Raw genomic sequence first — 18,361 nt, 5'->3', positions numbered from 1 at the left:
CGATCAATACGAGGAGTTCCGAAGCTCCCTATGACCCATAAAGTGGATATCTACTACTGCGCCGGCTGCCGCTGGCTTTTGCGTTCCGCCTGGATGGCCCAGGAGCTGTTGACCACCTTCGAGGCCGAGATCGGCGAACTCAGCCTCCATCCCGGGACCGGCGGCATCTTCGAGGTGCGGGTGAATGGCACCCGTATCTGGTCCCGGAAGGACAACGGCGGGTTTCCCGACATCAAGGAACTGAAGCAGTTGGTTCGGGATCAGATAGCACCGGACCGAGCGCTTGGCCACTCGGATAGAGAGAGCTGAGACAACCGCCCACTCAAGCCGTCATAAATCGCCGGAGTTCGTCAATGACGGGCTCCGGCGCCTCTTCAGGCAGAAAATGGCCGCACTCAAGCGCCTTGCCTTGCACGTTTGAACCGTAATCGCGCCACACTGACAGCACGTCGTAGGTGCGGTTCACGAACCCCTTCTTCCCCCAAAGCACCAACAGCGGACAGACCACTTTGCGCCCCGCGTCCCGGTCAGCCCGATCATGGTCCAGGTCAACGGTCGCCGCTGCCCGGTAATCCTCACAGCTGGCGTGGATTGTCTCGGGTGCCGAGAAGCACCGAATATAGTCCGCAACCGCCCCGGGATCGAATTCCGCCCCCGGCGCTGACCATCGCCTGAGCTTCTCTCTCAGATAGTAGTCCGGATCGAGACCGATCATGTGCTCCGGCAGGCCATCCGGCTGGATCAGAAAGAACCAGTGATAATAGCCAGTCGCGAAGTTCTGGTCCGTATGCTCGAACATGTGCAGAGTGGGCGCGATATCCATAACGCAGGCCCGATCGACTCTATCCGGAAAATCCAGACAGAGGCGATGGGCCACCCTTGCACCACGATCGTGGCCCACCACGCTGAATTGCTCATGCCCGAATGCCCCCATGACCGCCACCATGTCGACGGCCATCTGTCGCTTGCTGTACGCGAGGTGCTCTGAATCGGAATCCGGTTTGTCACTGTCCCCGTACCCTCTGAGATCACAACAGATTACGTGAAATTCTCCCGCAAGTTCCAGGGCGACCTTGTGCCACATCAGATGGTTCTGCGGGTATCCATGAAGAAGCAGCAGGGGCCGCCCGGAGCCGGCGTGGGCAACGTTGATGGTTATACCTCCGGCATTAACCTGGCGGTATTCGAACGGCTCGGCAAACTTCATGGTATTTCCCCGTTTTGATTGTTCTGTCAGAGTGGTTATGACTCAGGCTAACCGACCTGCGCCATACGACCATTAGCCAAGGGCCACGGAGTGCCATGCTCACACCGATAGTCGAAAGGAGCGCGAATGTCCGCTGACTTCAGTATTGTCTGGCTTGGGACCCTTGCCAGCCTCTTTGCCGGACTCGCCACAGGCGTGGGTGCCCTGGCGATCTTCCTGGTCAAGACGGTCACCCACAAACTCCAGGACGGGATGCTCGCTGCAGCCGCTGGCGTGATGCTCGCCGCCTCCTTCTTCTCCCTGCTCCTTCCGGGATTGGAATACGGCAAGGCGATCACCGGCCACGACTCGGTGGCGGCCCTTATCGTCATCGTTGGCGTGCTTTGTGGAGCCGGCGCCCTGCTCTATGTCCATCAGAAATTGCCGCACCAGCACTTCGAACTCGGGAGGGAAGGCCCCGACGCTTCCTACATCCGCGGCATCTGGTTATTCATCATCGCCATAACCCTGCACAACTTTCCAGAGGGCATGGCAGTCGGCGTCGGTTTTGCTGGCGGGGATGTCCGTAATGGTTATGTCCTGGCCACCGGCATCGGTATGCAGAACATCCCCGAAGGACTGGCGGTGGCCTTTTCGCTGCTCGCTATTGATTACTCCCGAATCAAGGCCTTCGGGGTTGCCCTGATGACCGGCCTGGCAGAACCCATTGGCGGACTCTTCGGAGCCACTCTGGTTTGGCTGGCCGAACCTATCATGCCCTGGACCCTGGGGTTTGCCGCCGGCGCCATGCTGTTCATCATCAGCAACGAGATCATCCCGGAGACCCATCACCGGCAGTGGAAAATCATGTCCACGTTCTGCCTGCTGGCCGGTTTCGTGGTCATGATGTTCCTGGATGCCACCCTGGGCTAGTGCCCCCAGACCCCGGCCAGCGCCTCAAGCGCCTCGGCAATCAGAGGCTCGCCCTCACGATCCCGCTGCCAGATAAAGCTCAGGGCACAGGGCAAATGCACGCCCTCCACCACAACCAGGCCCCGTTCCTGACGCTCGGCCATGGCCAGGGCATCCCGCGCGAGGCTCAGACCCACTCCCGCCCGAACCAGGTCCAGCATGCAGGCTTCCTGGTCCACTTGCGCGACACCGTGTGGCGTGAGCCCCAAAGGCCCAAGTGTGCTGCGGAGCAACCGGTGGTGGACCGAATCCTCGGGCGTAACGATCCACGGCATAGTGGCCAACGCCTCCCACTCGGGAGAAGCCACCCTGTTGCCCCAGCCGGCGGGGGCAACCACGTAGTACTGAAACTGGGCCAGCTCCCGGTGCGCAACTTCCGGAACTGATGCCCCGGGACCAACCCCCGGGGGAGCCAGGAAAAAACCGACATCCAGCCGGCCATCCCGGACCTGGTCCAGCACACTGCCGCTCATACCCTGCCTCAGTTCGGTCTCCAGTTGTGGCGCCCGCTCAACCAGCCGATGCAGGAACGCACCAAGACGGATGAACTCCGGATCGACAATGGTGCCGATCTTGAGCCGCCCCCTTAGCGTGCTGTGGAGGGCCCGGGCGCTCTGCTCGAATGCTGCCATCGCAGCCAAAGCTTTCTCCGCCGAAGGCAACAGCGCCTGGCCATCCGGGGTGAGCATCAGCCCTTGGGGCTTGCGCAGAAACAGTTTCAGATCGAGTTGGTCCTGCAGCTGTTTGAGCTTGAGACTGACCGCCGGCTGGGTCAGGTGCAGACGCTCGGCCGCGCGGGAAACGCTGCCTTCACGGGCGACAGTTACGAACGCCCGAAGGCTCTGTAATAGGTGCATGGAAAACCCCGCTCCTCTCATATGATATAAGAGAACGTTATATCAAGGTTTTGAAAATCTCAATTGATCCGGGCTCCGATCCGCTCTAGCCTGATTGATCGAATATCAAACAGACGCCAGCCATTCGGGCTTCACACGCCCGATTTGGGAGATTGTCAGCGGTTCAATGCAACAACAAAGGGCTTTCCCATGACTCACGCAACCATTCAGCATTATATTAATGGCAAAATATCATCTGGCACTTCCGGCCAGGCCCAGGACGTATTCAATCCGGCCAAAGGCCAGGTAACCGGCCGGGTTTCTCTAGCCAATCGCGAGGATGTGGATACCGCCGTTGCCGTCGCCAATGCCGCGTTCCCGGCCTGGGCGGATACCCCACCGATCCGTCGGGCTCGGGTGATGTTCAAGTTTCTGGAGCTGCTGAACAGGCACAAGGATGACCTGGCACGCGCCATTACAGCCGAACATGGCAAGGTCTTTACCGACGCACAGGGTGAAGTCAGCCGGGGTATCGATATTGTGGAGTTTGCCTGCGGCATTCCCCAGCTGCTGAAAGGCGACTATACCGAGCAGGTCAGCACCGGCATCGACAACTGGACCACCCGGCAGCCCCTGGGCGTGGTGGCTGGCGTCACTCCGTTCAACTTCCCGGCCATGGTGCCGATGTGGATGTTCCCGGTGGCAATCGCTGCCGGCAACACCTTTGTATTGAAGCCCAGCCCGCTGGATCCGAGCGCGTCACTGATGATCGCCGATCTGCTCAAACAGGCCGGCCTGCCAGACGGCGTTTTCAACGTGGTTCAGGGTGACAAGGACGCCGTCGAAGCCCTGATCGAACACCCGGATGTACAGGCACTTAGTTTTGTGGGCTCCACGCCAATTGCCAACCTCCTTTACGAGAAGGGCGCGAAGCATGGCAAGCGCATCCAGGCCCTCGGTGGCGCCAAGAACCACATGGTGGTCATGCCCGACGCCGATCTCGACAAGGCGGTTGATGCCCTGATCGGTGCCGCCTATGGCAGCGCCGGCGAACGCTGCATGGCCATCAGTGTGGCCGTTCTGGTGGGCGATGTGGCAGATAGGATCTTGCCGCAACTGGCCGAACGGGCCCGCTCCCTGAAGGTCAAGAACGGCGAGGAACTGGATGCCGAAATGGGCCCGATCGTGACGGCCGCGGCTCATCAGCGCATCACCGGCTACATTGATAAAGGCGTTGCCGAAGGCGCTGAACTGATCGTCGACGGTCGCGAATTCGATGCCTCTTCCACCGGCGAGGGCTGCGAGAACGGTTTCTGGATGGGCGGCACCCTTTTCGACAACGTCACGCCCGAGATGACCATCTACCGCGAAGAAATCTTCGGCCCGGTGCTGGTCTGTGTCCGGGTTCCGGACATCGCCACTGCCATCCAGCTGATCAACGACCATGAGTACGGCAATGGCGTCAGTTGCTTCACCGAGAGTGGTCATGTGGCACGGGAGTTTGGCCGCCGCATCCAGGTCGGCATGGTGGGCATCAACGTCCCCATCCCGGTGCCCATGGCATGGCACGGCTTCGGCGGCTGGAAACGCTCACTGTTCGGCGACACCCACGCTTACGGCGAAGAAGGCGTGAAGTTTTATACCCGCCAGAAGTCCATCATGCAGCGCTGGTCCGAGTCCATCGAACACGGGGCCGAATTTGTGATGCCGACCGCCAAGTAAGTGACGCAGGCAAGAAAATTATGGAGCGGGAGAACGCCATGTCCGACAACAACAAGGCACAGTGGCACGCGCAGAGTTTCGATTACATCATCGTGGGAGCCGGCACCGCCGGCTGTTTGCTGGCCAACCGCCTCAGCGCGGATCCGGACAACCGGGTACTGCTCATCGAGGCCGGTGGCCGCGACAACTACCACTGGATTCATATCCCCGTGGGGTATCTCTACTGCATCGACAACCCGCGCACGGACTGGCGCTTCCGCACAGACCCGGATCCCGGACTGAATGGCCGGTCCCTCATTTACCCACGCGGCAAAACCCTGGGGGGCTGTTCCAGTATCAATGGCATGCTCTACATTCGGGGTCAGGCCCGGGACTATGACCAGTGGGCTGAAGTTACCGGAGAAAATGCCTGGACCTGGGACAACTGCCTGCCGGACTTCATGCGCCATGAAGACCACTACCGACTGGATGACGGCGGGGATGCCGACGAAGACCACCGGAAATACCACGGCAGCGGTGGCGAATGGCGGGTGGAACACCAGCGACTGAAGTGGAAGGTTCTGGAGGACTTCGCCACAGCTTGCGTGGAAGCAGGCATTCCCCGGACCAGGGACTTCAACCGGGGTGACAATGAGGGTGTCGACTACTTCGAGGTGAACCAGCGTTCGGGCTGGCGTTGGAACACCTCCAAAGCTTTCCTCAGGGAAGCGGAGAGGCGACCCAACCTGACGCTCTGGCATTCAACCCATGTGCTTGGGCTGGAAACCGAAACCGCCGGATCCCACCCCCGCTGCACCGGTGTTCGCGTCGAGCGTCCCGGAGAGGGAGAGATACAGGCACGGGCAGAGCGGGAAGTTATCCTCTCGGCCGGCGCTATCTGCTCGCCCCAACTGTTGCAACTCTCAGGCATCGGTCCTGCAGACCTGCTCACAGAGCACGGCATTCCAGTGGTCCACGATCTGCCCGGCGTGGGCGAGAACCTTCAGGATCACCTGCAGATCCGGTCTGTTTACAGAGTAAAAGGCGCCAATACCCTCAACACCATGGTCAACTCAATGGTCGGCAAGGCGCGCATCGGCCTGGAATACCTGATCTCCCGTTCCGGCCCCATGAGTATGGCGCCGTCACAGCTGTGCCTGTTCACCCGCAGTTCGGAGGAATACCGGCATGCCAACATTGAGTACCACGTCCAGCCCCTGAGCCTGGACGCCTTCGGTCAGCCGCTGCACAATTTCCCGGCAATCACCGCCAGCGTGTGCAACCTGAATCCGACCAGTCGCGGGACCGTGCGTATTCGTAACAGGGACCCCAGGCAGGCTCCGGCCATTGCACCTAATTATCTGAGCACGCCGGAGGACCGAAAGGTGGCTGCGGACTCTCTCCGGGTAACCCGACGCATTGCCGAGCAGCCCGCCTTCGCAAGGTATCAGCCGGAGGAGTACAAACCCGGCATGCAATACCAGACCGATGATGAGCTGACCAAACTGGCCGGTGATATCGGCACCACTATTTTCCATCCGGTAGGCACCACCCGCATGGGGAGACCGGATGACGACCTGGCGGTGGTGGACCCGCACCTGCGGGTTCGGGGCGTTGCCGGGCTGCGTGTCGTAGATGCGGGGGTCATGCCCACCATTACCAGCGGCAACACCAACTCCCCCACCCTGATGATCGCGGAAAAGGCAGCACGTTGGATTCTGGCCGGCGAATAGCCATGCAACCAGTTGCATTCTGAAGGTTTTTTAACGACGACAGGCTGCTAGACTTGGCAGCCTGTTTTAGTTGCAAAGGACCAATCTGCCATGACCCTCGCTACCTGGCTCACTGTTGTGACCATCTGCGTGCTGGGTGCCATGTCCCCGGGCCCCTCTTTGGCCCTGGTGCTCAAGCAGACCCTGACCGGTGGCCGCCGTAACGGGATTGTCACGGCTTTGTCACACGGTGTCGGCGTCGGGATCTATGCTTTTCTGAGCATCCTCGGACTCGCTGCTATCATTACCGCCTCGCCTGCCGCGTTCTCAGTGTTGCAGTGGGGCGGTGCCGGTTACCTCGCCTGGCTCGGGGTCAAGGGGCTGATGGCAAAGCGTCAGGAAAACGAAGAGTTGCCCGATGCCCCAACCACCAAAAGCGCAGCTCGGGACGGCTTCCTGATTGCGTTCTTCAATCCCAAAATCGCCGTCTTCTTCCTGGCGCTGTTCAGTCAGGTAGTGGGCACCGACACCAGTCTTTTGGCCAAGTTCGGCTATGCCGCCACGGCCCTGATCATTGACACCAGCTGGTACCTGATCGTGGCCTGGTTGTTCTCCAACCCTCGATGGCTGGATGCACTCCGGCAACGGGCAGTCTGGTTTGAAAGGGTTTTTGGTGCTGTGCTGATTGGTCTGGCCGGCCGTCTGGTGGCAGGAATCCTGAGCGGGAAATAAGCCGATTAACCGGCCAGGGCAACAATATCCATGTATTCCCGGATCTGAACCACGCGCTCTGCCGGCTCCGCCGACGACAAACTGCACACTTCGTTCACCATGGCCTCGGCGACGGTCTCTACCTTGATCGCCCGGTATTTGTCGAGGGGCCCCATCACTGCGCAGCAGGTCAGCGAATTAACCAGACGGGACGCTAGAGTCTATCAGCCCAACACGATCTGGAATATCTGGTCGTTACCGGAGAGCTGAGCACTGAAGTAAGCTATGGTAGCGTAGCAAAACCAGAACGGCGTTAGCGCCTGGAAACCTGACCACGCTTCTTGAAACCATCAGGAAAACTGCCTTGAAACCACTAGTCCTCGGCCTGCTTGCACTGGTCTTGCTCACTGGCTGCCAGGAATCCCCGACCGGTCGCAACCAGCTGGCCCTGGTGCCTGATGCAGTCATGGCCGACATCGGCCACCAGAGCTTTGCCCAGATGAAACAGCAAAACCCGGTGCTGGATGATCCGCGGGCCAACCGTCTGGTGCAGTGTATTGCCGGTGAACTGGTTGAAGCGGCCGCTATCCAGTACCCGTCCGCACCCATGCCGGACAGCTGGGAGGTGGTGGTGTTCACGAACGACACACCGAACGCCTTCGCCCTGCCCGGCGGCAAGATCGGTGTTCATACCGGCCTGCTCAGGGTGGCGGAGAATCCGGCCCAACTGGCCACGGTGATCGGCCACGAAGTGGCCCATGTGCTCGCCGACCACGGCAATGAACGACTGACTCAGGAACTCGGTCTCAAGGCGGCCCTGTTTCTCGTGGGCCTGTTCACCGAAAGCGACATTGCGGAAGACCAGCTCCAGAATGCCCTGGGCATTGGCGCCCAACTGGGTATTACCCTGCCCTTCAGTCGTGCCCACGAATCCGAGGCGGATCTGATGGGGCTGACCATCATGGCCCGCGCCGGCTTCAATCCGGAACAGAGCGTGGAACTCTGGCGCAATATGGCCCGGGCCTCCGGCGAGCAGCCGCTGGAATTTCTCTCGACCCATCCCAACCATGACACCCGCATTGCCGATCTGAGTGCCCGAATGGAATCGGCGAACCAGCTTTTCCAGTCTGGGGATTCCGCAGACTGCAATCCGTGAAGACAACCTCTCCATCCCGACCATTATTGACTATGATCAATAAGTGAACAGCCAGCGTAATTTCCAAAGTGAAATGGCGAGGCATCAGGCATGGTTGAAAAACTGGATCACCCCGGCGGCACCCGGCTGCTACTGACCCCCAACCGTTCATTGAGCTGGAAAGGCAATGTCCGGATCTGGATGGGACTGGTTGTACTCTCGGCCATCATCGGAATCAGCTGGGCGCTCGCAGGCGCCTGGGTCATCCTGCCTTTTGCGGGCCTGGAGCTGATTGCCGTCGCTGCCGGTATCTATGTCACGTCCCGCGATTGCCAGCGCAAGGAAATCCTGACCATGGAGGGAGACAAGATCCTGCTGGAAAAGGGCCGGAAACAGAAAAACCTCCAGTGGAGTCTGCCGCGACCCTACACCCGCTTGCAGCTGAGTGAACCGGTGCATCCCTTCGCACCGGCCAAGCTATTCCTCAGCCACCGCGGCCATCGTGTATCTCTCGGCGGTTTTCTTAATGTGGAGGATACGGAGAGACTGATCGAAACACTTGAGTCCCTCGGTTTTATTACGGAACGAAAACAACCCGATCCGGAGATCGGGCTATGGCTCTGAACAGCGGCTATTTCGCAGGTGGGGTCTGTTTTCTCGCGAGGACGTAATAGACCAGGCTGATAACACCGCAAATCACGAGAATCCACCCAGCGCCTTCCGCCATGTCTGTATCGCCGCTGCTCAAGCCAATCAAGACAACGATGCCTATTACGATACTGTACATCGCCGACAGGAAAAGAATGATCAAACTCTTTCGGGGCTCATGTTTTATAACCGTTTTCGGATCTTCCATAGGAACCTCCGGTTCGGCCGGTCAGCGTCGAGCACGAACTTCATTTGTGCTTGCCCTATACCTGAAAGCTTAGGTCATTTTTTGATCATTCAACCCCGGATAGCCGACCATATACCCGCTCTACCACCTGTGGATACCAGAGTAGCCGATAATGGCCGAGTCCCCGGGTGCGGAATATCTGCGCATTCGGCCACTTGCCAAAAACCGTTTCGCTCTGGCCAACCGGGGTCTGCTGATCGTCACGGTCCACAAAAATGAGTGCACGGCCTGGCAAATCCGGTGCCAGCGTATCAAACGAAAATTGCTGCCAGACAGATTCACCAAACCGTTGCTCCATACGCCCACGGTGTCCGGCGATCAGTTCCGGCGAAAGGCCGAGCGTCCGGCCGAAACCCTCCACCACCGATTCCAGGTCCCTGGGAGGCGCCAGCAGGAAAACGTGCTCGGCCTGAACGCCATCCACCATAGCCCGCGCCAGGGCGAGACTTCCTATGGAATGGGCAACAACAGCCTTGAGAGGGCCAAAGCTGTGGGCAACGCGATAGACCGCCTCGGACATTTCGAACAGGTCCGTACGAAGCCCCTGCGCCCGCCCATGACCGGGTGCATCGAAGGCGATAACGCGATAGCCGGCTTTTACGAGCAGGCCCACAAAAGCACCGAACTGGATCCCGGCACCGGACCAGCCGTGGACCATCAGGACCGTCGGCCCGAATCCCCAGCTGTACACCGGAATTGTCTGGCGGCCAACCCGAAGCTGGGTATAGCCTTCGGCCTCCTCATATAAAAACTCATAACGACTCGGTGCAGGCAAGCGACTGGGGGTAAAGAACAGATGTTCCACTGCGTTCCCGGCAAGCGCCGGTGAAACCCGGTGTAACCAGTTCATGCCCTTTCCCAACAGGGCAATTTTGCCGTTGGCAGGCGACACTACACGGCCCTTAACACGGGTCGCATTTCGGGTACTGATACGAGACTGAATGGTCATGGCAAGTCCTCCTTACCCGGAGGACAGGATGCCCTCCTTCATCACAAGTCCAGAGTAAGACTTGCCACTGCGGGATCGGAGTGTCATATTTGACACGTTAAATGCGAAAAGGGCCACACCATGATCAAAGTTGCCGTCGTTGCCCTTCCCTACTGTCACGGCAGTGGCATTCTCGGGATTATGGATTTTTTCGCGGCCGCGAATTTCTGTGATCAGTCTCCGGGCAACACATCAGACCAGCGATTCGATTGCCAGATTGTGACGGTCGGCGGTTCCCCGGTGACCACCTACAGCGGAGTCAGCATTGCCCCGACAACCACCTGTGACAGTTATCAGCCTGACCTGGTGATCGTCGGATCAGCAATGGAGGCGGTTCTCGGCGATCATCACATCGATCAGTCGCTGGCCCGATCAACCCCCCTTCATGGGTGGCTCCGGGACGCATTTCGGCGCGGTGCGACCGTTGCCAGCGTATGCACCGGCAGCTTTGTTTTGGCAGAAGCAGGTCTTTTGACGGAACAGGTTGCGACAACGCACTGGCGCGCCGCGCCCGCATTCCGCCGCCGGTATCCGGACATCCGGCTGGAAGCGGATCAGCTGCTGATCGACAACGGGCAGATAATATGTGCCGGTGGTGCAACCTCCTTCATCGATCTCTGCCTCTACCTTGTGGAAAAGCTGGGCTCGCCCTCCCTGGCCCTGGCCTGCAGCAAGCTGCTGATCATTGATGCCCGCCGTTCAGAGCAGACCCCCTATATGAGCTTTTACGGCAGCAAGGCACACCAGGACGAGGTGATTGAGCAGATCCAGCACTGGCTAGAAGTGCATTATGCAGAACCCCTGACCATAGACGACTTGGCGGACAAGGCAGGGTTGGGTGCCCGGACATTCAAACGGCGGTTCAAGGAAGCCACCGGTGAAACACCACTGCACTACGTCCAGCAGCTACGCGTGGAAGCCGCGAAACATCAGCTGGAGTCGACACAGAGGCAAACTGCCCGGATTATCTGGGACGTGGGGTATGAGGACGCCAGCTCCTTCCGGAGATTATTCAAGCGCACCGTGGGTTGTACAATGGAGCAGTATCGTCGTCGATTCAGCTATGTGACACCGCGACCGGCCGGAACAGAGTGCCCATGGTGGATGCAGTCATAACGTGCATTCCATGATCCTTCTCGGCAATTCTCGTTGGATAGTGCGATAAGCGGTGCTATTGGACGTTTCTGCCAATCAATCTGGTCATTTATGCCACTCCGGGCGCTATGATTGCGCTTTCCGGATGGAAAGTCAGTGACAAATCGTCTCTACGGAGCAATCACTTGAAGGGCCTGGTACTGGCAGGATACATCCAATGGCGTCTTGCCGGCGATGTCCCCATCCGCCGTTACTGTTTTGGGCTTGCGTGTGCGTACAGAACAGTGGGTGCCTTTGAGATGAACCAGCGTACTGGTGCGGGTGGGAGCCGCTCGATTAAGGCGGAGCATCACGAATGTGAGCAACAACTGGGCCACCGGCCTCGGCTTCACCGCGATCACTTCAACATACCCGTCATCAGGTGCCGCCTCGGGAATCTCGTGGCCGCCCCCGAAGTAGGCGCCGTTGGCCACGGCGATGGACAGCCAGCGACCGCGCACAGAACCTTTGCCACAGCGGATCTCGGCCCGAAAACCGCGCTTGGCGTTCAGTCGCCGCAGAAGTTCAACCACGTAGGTAAAACGACCGAAAAACTGTTTTTGTGGCCCTCCGGACTCACGCGCAGGAATGGTTCCCAGCCCGACATGGGCCACATTGAGAAAAACCCGGTCGCCAAAACGGGCAACGTCCACATGGCGGCGGGAGCCGCGACTAATGATTCGGCACAAATCACCGGGATCTTCAGGGAGCCCGATATTACGGGCGAAGTCGTTGGCGGTTCCGGAGGGCAAAACAACAAGCACAGCCTGCTTATTAAGGCAGATCCTGGCGCCATAATTCGCTGAACCATCGCCACCGGCCACCATAACCACGTCTCCCGGGCGGACTTCGGATGGCCAACGGTCGTCAGCGATGTCCCGACATTCCGGTGCCTCCACACCTGCTCTGGCAAGGTGCTTGAGCCAGAAGGCCCGGTCTCTCTTACCATCACCCGCGTCGATATTTGCCAGCAGCCAATGGGTCATAATGCCTGCACTTTTCTGTTTCTCGAACCACCACCCTAAACCAACCGGCGGCGGATACGCAGAATTCCGACATTAAAGGTTTGCAAAAAAGGATTCACGACAGGGTGTTGCATTTATCGCAGCCGAGTGAAATGGTTGCAGTACAAGAACGACAATCTCCGGGAACAAACATGGAATTCGTGAGAACACCCGAAGAGCGCTTTGAGAATCTGCCAGACTACCCCTTCGAGCCGCACTACCTGTTATTGGGGGAGCTACGGATGCACTATGTGGACGAGGGTCCGGCGGGTGCAGACCCGATCCTCATGATGCACGGGGAACCGTCCTGGTCCTACCTTTACCGGCACATGATTCCGCCCTGCACAGACGCCGGTCATCGCGTGATAGCGCCCGATCTGATCGGATTCGGCAAGTCCGACAAGCCGGTCAACGTATCGGATTACAGCTATCAACAACACATGGACTGGATGCAGGCGTTCATCGATAAGCTGGATCTGAGGGATATCACGCTGGTATGCCAGGACTGGGGTTCGCTCATCGGACTGCGTCTGGCGGCAGAAAATCCCGACCGTTTTCGTGCCATTGTCGTCGGTAACGGCATGCTCCCGACCGGTGACCAGAAAGTCCCCCCGGTGTTCCGTGCCTGGCGGACATTCGCCCTTTACAGTCCGTGGTTTCCCATCTCGAAAATCGTTAATACGGGCTGTTTTCGAAAGCTCGGGGCGGGAGAATGCCGGGCGTACGACGCACCCTTTCCCGACAGAACGTTCAAAGCCGGCGCAAGGGCGTTTCCGGGCCTGGTACCGATGACTTCGGACGACCCGGCCAGCGAGGCCAACCGGAGAGCCTGGACGGTTCTGGACCAATGGGAAAAACCGTTCCTGACCGTATTCAGCAACGGAGATCCGATTACCCGTGGCGGTGATCGTTACATGCAGAAGCGTATTCCAGGTGCCAGAGGCCTTCCTCATACCACCCTGAAAGGTGGCCACTTTCTGCAGGAGGATTCACCCGTTCCGTTCGCAACGGCCATCAATCAACTGCTGGAAAGCCCGGAGGGCAACAGAAATTAACGTGTCGCCGTTTTTCCGGCTCTTTCCGGAGCCTTCACAGTAACCAGCGCAACGCCGGTGATGGCGACAAGTCCCCCGGCAATCGCCAACGGCCCAAGGCGTTCACCGAACAGGAGATAGGCCTCCAGCGCTGTTACCGGCGGTACGAGATAAAACAGGCTGGCCACCTGGGAGGCGGCCCCCCGGCGGATCAGCCACATCAGGATCAGGATTGCGCTGACCGACAGCCCGAATACCAGCCAGCCCAGAGCCAGCTTGAATTCCAGTGTCCACTGCACCTCGCGGGTTTCGAGGGTAAACGCCCCGATCGCGAACAGGGTGCCTGCCGCTGCGTACTGGATCACCGTACCGGAAACCAGGTCCACACTGGTTCCGTGGCGTTTCTGATAGACCGTGCCCAGGGAAATACCCAGCAGCGCCAGAAACGCCCAGATCAGTGTATGGGGCGGAATACCGACTTCCGCCGACGGTGCGCCCAGCTTTTCTGTCAGCACCAGCGCGACACCGAGCAGACCGAGGGCAAGACCAATCCACTGACGCACACTGACCGATTCCTTCAGGAAGATCACCGCCGCCAGCGCCGTTACCAGCGGCTGCAGCCCGACAAGGAGAGAAACCACACCAGCCGACATGCCCTGGTCTATGGCATAGAACACACCTCCCAGGTAAAAGCCATGCACCAGAATTCCCGTAATCGCCAGGTGGCTGGCGCCGCGCCAGCCAGGCCACCGGGCTTTCAGCACCAGGGCCAGGATGCCCAGCGGGATCAGGGTCAGCAACATCCGGATCAGCAACATGGTGAACGGTTCGGCGTAAGGCAGTCCGAACTTGCCACCGATAAACCCTGTGCTCCACAGCCAGACGAACAGTGCCGGGACAAAGAAGGTATAGAAAATGGGGGGCATGGTCAGGTTCCGGTCTCCAGTATCTGCATTGGCAACACTCTAGAAGTTAGCAGACAAACAAAACAGATACAGGCACTGGATAGAGCAACCAGTACAGATGAGGTCACCCGGGAAGACGAACCTCTACCTCCGGAGCCTCACCATGCCAGTCAGCATCCCAGCTCACTTTGGGCTTGCCACCGGGTCGTGGCTCGATAGTCACGGTCACCGCGCCAAAACGGGTTGGTGCGGGGCCGAAGCGGATCGGCTTTTCCTGGGCCAGCCAACGCTCCGGGATTCCCGAGGCAAGGATCAGGCGATTGCCCTCCTCCCGGATAAAGCAGTTGCGGATCATCAGCACCCACTCGGCGGCCGCCCAGACATGATGACCATCTCCCATGCAACCGCCGCCGGTGGCTGGATGGATCGCCTCCGGCCACTGGCCGGTCGAGGATGCCATATCAGCCACCGCGTTCATCAACTCCACATGGCGCCGATCACCAGCACGGAGCAGTACCTGGGCCACGTGCAACGTAAGATAGGCATTCAGCCCGGAATGAATCATATCCTGATAGAACGCACCATGGACAAAACACTTGTCGATCAGGAAATCAGCGCAGTCCAGCAGGCGCTCATCGTCCGGCTTCATCAACTGGGTCGGGTAGCCAGCCGCCAGCGAACCAATGGCTCCGGCATCCAGGCGACGATAGGGTGACGCCGGCATGCCTGGACGCTGCAGGCGCTGCTCACAAATGGCGAGGCTGCGCTCGACTGCCTGATTGAATTCCCGGGCGCCGGCGCCAAAACTCTCGCTGGCCTCCCGGTCCTGGTCCCGCAGCAAATTAGCAGCAGCGTTCAGACCGGCAATGCCCCAGAAGTCGTCCCAGTAATAATAATCGTTCGGTCCAAGATGTTCGGCACTGAATCCGGCCGGCAGCAGTCCGGCGTGGGGCGCATTCACGTTTTCGCTGAGCCGTTTCTTCTGAATCCAGCGCGCCCCTTTCATCACCGGGGCTTCCCAGCGTTCCGGCAGATCCCGACCGGTCAGTTGGCAAAAGCGGTCCAGAATCCATAGCACTTCGCCGTTGGCATCCCATTCACCTTCCTGGGAGCGGAAATAGCCATCCCGCATCTGCCGATCCGGAAACTGGTTCAACGCCCGCTCGGCCCTTTCGGTCAATCCCACGCTCAACAGTGCATGGATGATGAAGGCCGCGTCCCGGAACCAGAATCGTTTGTAGGTATAGGGCCCCGGATAGACATCCTTTGGAGAATGCAGGATCAGCGAGGTGACCGCCGCGTCATACAGGAACTGGTATTTTTCATCCGGGCACTCCAGGCGCACGGTGTCCTCCCGGACCCGGTGCCAGGCATCCGGTCCCGCCGGCGCCAGGCCAGCCACCTCGAGGGGAATGCTGACCGTCAGTTCCGAGGGCTCCCCGGCCGTTACCGGGAACAGGGCCGCGGCAGTAACCATCCCCACGTCACACTTGCCTTTGCTCTCCTGCTGCCGATCCATGAGGTGAATGTGAACGTCCCCCTGTTTGTAATCAGACACATGATGCGATTCCGGGGTGCGGTCAAATTTAACGGACTGCGTGCCGTCTACCAGCCAGCCGTTGCCGTCCTCCTCCAGCTGAACCTGCTGGATAAAGCTGATGCCCTCAGGATTGGCCGGCCGCAGGGACAACACCAAAGAGGCTTTCACATCCGATTCAGCCTGCAGCGTGAACTTGCACACCGGCCGCCCATTCTCGATGGCCACGCGGCTACGGCTGGTCAACTTGAGGCCATCCTGGACCGTTTCGGTGACCACTACCGGAGTATCCACCAGTTCCTGCCACTGGCGAGCCTGTTTTGCGCGGGAAGGGAGCAGGCAGCGCCCGTCCTCCGCCAGCAACCATCCGTCAAGAGACCAGCCATCGTACAATGGGGTCACCAATCCCCGGGGATCGACGATCGGCAACTCATCCACGTCCGGCTGACCGATGGCCGTCCAGTTCCGGTTGGTGAGGTTGATATGGGTTATGGAAAAGGCTCTGGGAACAAAGGCCGTGTCGGTGGGATCGAACTGGCGCTCCACCCAGTATGGCCAGACCCAGTCCAGGTTGTGCTGGATCACCCGACTGTTGATCAGGCCCCTGGCGTGAAACACCACACCGGCGCGCAACAACTCAATAGGCTCGCCCACCTCGGAAGGTTGAGCAAAGCCATGCAACTTACCAAGCAGCGTAATCGGGTCAAGGAAACCATGTTTGCGAGCCACACGCTTGATGATGTAACGCCAGGGCAACCAGTTCATCCAGCTCATTCAGTATCCTCCTGCCCCATGGGTTCTGTTTCCATCCGGTATCGGGCCAGAGCCCGTTTGGCCAGTCGGTTCAGGAACACCACGGCCAATACGGTACCGACAAAGCCAGCACCGTAAATGGTCCATTCCAGCGGCGTACGGACGCTTTCCCGAACCCCCAGGGTGGAGAGGTCCGCCGCCAGCGAGCCCAGGTATACGTTGTGCAGTGAGAAAGGAATCACCCCGAGAAAGGTGCCCGCCACAAAGCCGGGAAAAGAAAAACTGGTCAACCCGAACAGATAGTTGGATACCTTTCCCGGGAAAAACGGGATCAATCGCGTCAGCAGTACGATCTTCCAGCCGTGCGGTGCCATCTCATCAGTCACCACCGACAGTTTCGCCCGGGTGCGGATGTAGATGTGTGCGGATTCGCCAAAAAAATGACGGGCGATCAAAAAGGCCATCGCGGCCCCGATAGTGGTGCCGATTACCACGTAGACCGTGCCCTCAACGATGCCGAACACAAAGCCGGCCCCCGTGGTCAATAAAACACCCGGCAACAGCAGGACCATGGCGACGATCATGATCGCGATAAAGAAAAGCGCCGCCCAGGCACCCTGCTCATCGAACCACCGCAACAAGTCGACGATCTGCTGGTGTACGCCCAGGGCATACAGGATCCCGACAATCAGACCGACACCGGCAATACTGCCTGCCATCCACAGCAGTGGCGATCGGGTCCAGTTGGCTCGTTGTTTCGGTTCGGAGACGGCCACCAAACACTCAACTCCTTGCCAAGGCTGACATTTCAGGCGGAAAAGTTTCTCTGTTCGCCTTTACCGTAACCCGCCAGCGCGGCTGGCCTCAAAGACGTAATCTCTCGGATGGTACGTACCGTCGGGCCGCCCGGACTCACCTGCTGGTAAGCATGGACTGCAGCTTGTGGGTCAGCTCAACCGCCTCGGTACCCATCGGTGTCAGGTAGCCACCATCCTTCTGGCTGATCAGTCCCTTGACGAACAGGCTCTCGGCAGCCCGGACCGTTTCCGGCGCAGCGGAATGGGCATGCACCTTGATGCCCTCCTGCATGGAGGTAGAGGGAAACTGCAGTAACAGATTGAGCTCTGCAAGGTGGTTCGGCGAGAATGGCATGGGACTTCCTCTTTTTATGACTGATCTGTCTTCAGTCTAGGCTCAGGTCAGCACTTGGCAAGCACAGGGACGAAGCCAGCATGACAAATAACAGCGAAGACTTCCCGAACTATTACCTGCGGCCACTTCGACACCTGAGCGTGTACCTTTCCGGACTCGTGAAGGGACGACTCTGGCTCAAAGTATTGATCGGGATGGGGACCGGTCTGGTGGTCGGCACCCTGCTCGGCCCCTCGGTCGGCCTGATCGAGCCGGAAAGGGGCCGATTGATCGGTAACTGGCTGGCATTTCCCGGTCACCTCTTTCTCGCCACCATACAGATGATTGTCATTCCGCTCGTGATTGCCTCGGTGGTGCGCGGCCTCGCCTCCAGCGAAGATCTTTCACAGCTGCGCAAGCTCGGCATGCGGGTGTCCATTTTCTTCGTCATCACCACCGCCATCGCCGCTTCCATCGGGCTCTGGGTTGGTGGCCTGATTAACCCCGGGCGCATGCTGACCGGGCTGGCCACGCCAGCGACGGAACCCTCTGACGAGGTGGTGAATGCCACGATGCCCAGTGTCGAGGATCTTCCCCAGACCCTGTTGGGGCTGCTCCCCGGCAATCCCCTGGATGCCATGGTGGAGGGCCAGATGCTGCAGGTAGTGATCTTCTCGATCATCGTCGGAATCGCACTCGTCAGCATGGCACCGGAAAAGTCCCGACC

Annotated in this window: 20 protein-coding genes; 10 read left to right on the top strand and 10 right to left on the bottom strand. The window is 59.3% G+C overall.

Annotated elements, in window-relative coordinates; genetic code table 11:
• Window positions 1-30 precede the first annotated feature (30 nt).
• Complete coding sequence (locus R6W86_RS14500) at window positions 31-309, top strand: SelT/SelW/SelH family protein (RefSeq protein WP_410330072.1); 279 nt, start codon at window positions 31-33, stop codon at window positions 307-309.
• Between the two features lie 13 nt (window positions 310-322).
• On the opposite strand, the gene R6W86_RS14495 is transcribed toward R6W86_RS14500, so the two are convergent.
• Entirely contained in the window at window positions 323-1,207 is an 885-nt protein-coding gene (locus R6W86_RS14495; protein WP_410330071.1) for an alpha/beta fold hydrolase, read from the bottom strand.
• A 126-nt stretch (window positions 1,208-1,333) separates the two neighbouring features.
• On the opposite strand from R6W86_RS14495, the gene R6W86_RS14490 reads away from it, so the two are divergent.
• Entirely contained in the window at window positions 1,334-2,119 is a 786-nt protein-coding gene (locus R6W86_RS14490; RefSeq protein ID WP_410330070.1) for a ZIP family metal transporter, read from the top strand.
• Here the strand turns inward: R6W86_RS14490 and R6W86_RS14485 are convergent.
• A complete protein-coding gene (locus R6W86_RS14485; RefSeq protein ID WP_410330069.1) occupies window positions 2,116-3,015 on the bottom strand; it encodes a LysR family transcriptional regulator in 900 nt (299 codons plus the stop codon). The two genes, R6W86_RS14490 and R6W86_RS14485, sit on opposite strands and share 4 nt — an antisense overlap.
• A 189-nt stretch (window positions 3,016-3,204) precedes the next feature.
• On the opposite strand from R6W86_RS14485, the gene R6W86_RS14480 reads away from it, so the two are divergent.
• The 3 genes from R6W86_RS14480 to R6W86_RS14470 all read left to right on the top strand — a co-directional run bounded on the left by R6W86_RS14480 (window position 3,205) and on the right by R6W86_RS14470 (window position 7,139).
• Window positions 3,205-4,716, top strand: a complete 1,512-nt coding sequence (locus R6W86_RS14480) for a CoA-acylating methylmalonate-semialdehyde dehydrogenase (RefSeq protein WP_410330068.1) — start codon at window positions 3,205-3,207, stop codon at window positions 4,714-4,716.
• Window positions 4,717-4,754: 38 nt separating this feature from the next.
• Window positions 4,755-6,428, top strand: coding sequence for a GMC family oxidoreductase (locus R6W86_RS14475; RefSeq protein WP_410330067.1), 1,674 nt, complete (start codon window positions 4,755-4,757; stop codon window positions 6,426-6,428).
• 90 nt (window positions 6,429-6,518) lie between these two features.
• On the top strand, window positions 6,519-7,139 hold the full coding sequence (locus R6W86_RS14470) for a LysE family translocator (protein WP_410330066.1): 621 nt from the start codon (window positions 6,519-6,521) through the stop codon (window positions 7,137-7,139).
• 5 nt (window positions 7,140-7,144) lie between these two features.
• Here the strand turns inward: R6W86_RS14470 and R6W86_RS14465 are convergent, their stop codons facing one another.
• Window positions 7,145-7,297, bottom strand: a complete 153-nt coding sequence (locus R6W86_RS14465) for a hypothetical protein (RefSeq protein ID WP_410330065.1) — start codon at window positions 7,295-7,297, stop codon at window positions 7,145-7,147.
• 185 nt (window positions 7,298-7,482) lie between these two features.
• On the opposite strand from R6W86_RS14465, the gene R6W86_RS14460 reads away from it, so the two are divergent.
• Entirely contained in the window at window positions 7,483-8,274 is a 792-nt protein-coding gene (locus tag R6W86_RS14460) for a M48 family metallopeptidase (RefSeq protein WP_410330064.1), read from the top strand.
• Window positions 8,275-8,364: 90 nt separating this feature from the next.
• The gene (locus R6W86_RS14455; RefSeq protein ID WP_410330063.1) at window positions 8,365-8,877 is read left to right on the top strand and encodes a DUF2244 domain-containing protein; all 513 of its coding nucleotides are present in this window, start codon (window positions 8,365-8,367) and stop codon (window positions 8,875-8,877) included.
• A gap of 7 nt (window positions 8,878-8,884) precedes the next feature.
• Here the strand turns inward: R6W86_RS14455 and R6W86_RS14450 are convergent, their stop codons facing one another.
• Together R6W86_RS14450 and R6W86_RS14445 are read right to left on the bottom strand one after the other, a co-directional pair.
• Window positions 8,885-9,109 carry a hypothetical protein gene (locus tag R6W86_RS14450; RefSeq protein WP_410330062.1) on the bottom strand — a complete coding sequence of 75 codons (225 nt, stop codon included), beginning with the start codon at window positions 9,107-9,109 and terminating at the stop codon, window positions 8,885-8,887.
• Between the two features lie 85 nt (window positions 9,110-9,194).
• On the bottom strand, window positions 9,195-10,097 hold the full coding sequence (locus R6W86_RS14445; protein ID WP_410330061.1) for an alpha/beta hydrolase: 903 nt from the start codon (window positions 10,095-10,097) through the stop codon (window positions 9,195-9,197).
• 120 nt (window positions 10,098-10,217) lie between these two features.
• Between R6W86_RS14445 and R6W86_RS14440 the strand changes: the two genes are divergently transcribed.
• Window positions 10,218-11,252 carry a GlxA family transcriptional regulator gene (locus R6W86_RS14440; protein ID WP_410330060.1) on the top strand — a complete coding sequence of 345 codons (1,035 nt, stop codon included), beginning with the start codon at window positions 10,218-10,220 and terminating at the stop codon, window positions 11,250-11,252.
• Window positions 11,253-11,401: 149 nt separating this feature from the next.
• Here R6W86_RS14440 and R6W86_RS14435 read toward each other — a convergent pair whose 3' ends face one another.
• On the bottom strand, window positions 11,402-12,256 hold the full coding sequence (locus R6W86_RS14435) for a diacylglycerol/lipid kinase family protein (protein WP_410330059.1): 855 nt from the start codon (window positions 12,254-12,256) through the stop codon (window positions 11,402-11,404).
• A 170-nt stretch (window positions 12,257-12,426) separates the two neighbouring features.
• On the opposite strand from R6W86_RS14435, the gene R6W86_RS14430 reads away from it, so the two are divergent.
• Window positions 12,427-13,329, top strand: a complete 903-nt coding sequence (locus tag R6W86_RS14430; RefSeq protein WP_410330058.1) for a haloalkane dehalogenase — start codon at window positions 12,427-12,429, stop codon at window positions 13,327-13,329.
• Here the strand turns inward: R6W86_RS14430 and R6W86_RS14425 are convergent.
• From R6W86_RS14425 to R6W86_RS14410, 4 genes are all read right to left on the bottom strand, one after another.
• Window positions 13,326-14,234 carry a DMT family transporter gene (locus R6W86_RS14425; RefSeq protein ID WP_410330057.1) on the bottom strand — a complete coding sequence of 303 codons (909 nt, stop codon included), beginning with the start codon at window positions 14,232-14,234 and terminating at the stop codon, window positions 13,326-13,328. The genes R6W86_RS14430 and R6W86_RS14425 overlap by 4 nt on opposite strands.
• A gap of 103 nt (window positions 14,235-14,337) precedes the next feature.
• The gene (locus tag R6W86_RS14420; protein WP_410330056.1) at window positions 14,338-16,524 is read right to left on the bottom strand and encodes a hypothetical protein; all 2,187 of its coding nucleotides are present in this window, start codon (window positions 16,522-16,524) and stop codon (window positions 14,338-14,340) included.
• Complete coding sequence (locus tag R6W86_RS14415) at window positions 16,521-17,279, bottom strand: TVP38/TMEM64 family protein (protein WP_410330055.1); 759 nt, start codon at window positions 17,277-17,279, stop codon at window positions 16,521-16,523. Before R6W86_RS14415 ends, R6W86_RS14420 begins: the two co-directional genes overlap by 4 nt.
• Window positions 17,280-17,415: 136 nt before the next feature.
• Window positions 17,416-17,655 (bottom strand): TIGR02647 family protein, encoded by a 240-nt coding sequence (locus R6W86_RS14410; protein WP_410330054.1) that lies wholly within the window; start codon window positions 17,653-17,655, stop codon window positions 17,416-17,418.
• A gap of 80 nt (window positions 17,656-17,735) precedes the next feature.
• Between R6W86_RS14410 and R6W86_RS14405 the strand changes: the two genes are divergently transcribed.
• A partial coding sequence (locus R6W86_RS14405) for a dicarboxylate/amino acid:cation symporter (protein ID WP_410330053.1) occupies window positions 17,736-18,361 on the top strand: 626 nt, incomplete at its 3' end.

This window comes from Marinobacter sp. (assembly GCF_046484525.1).
Classification (GTDB): Bacteria; Pseudomonadota; Gammaproteobacteria; order Pseudomonadales; family Oleiphilaceae; genus Marinobacter.
This window is presented reverse-complemented; position numbering and strand designations above follow the sequence as displayed.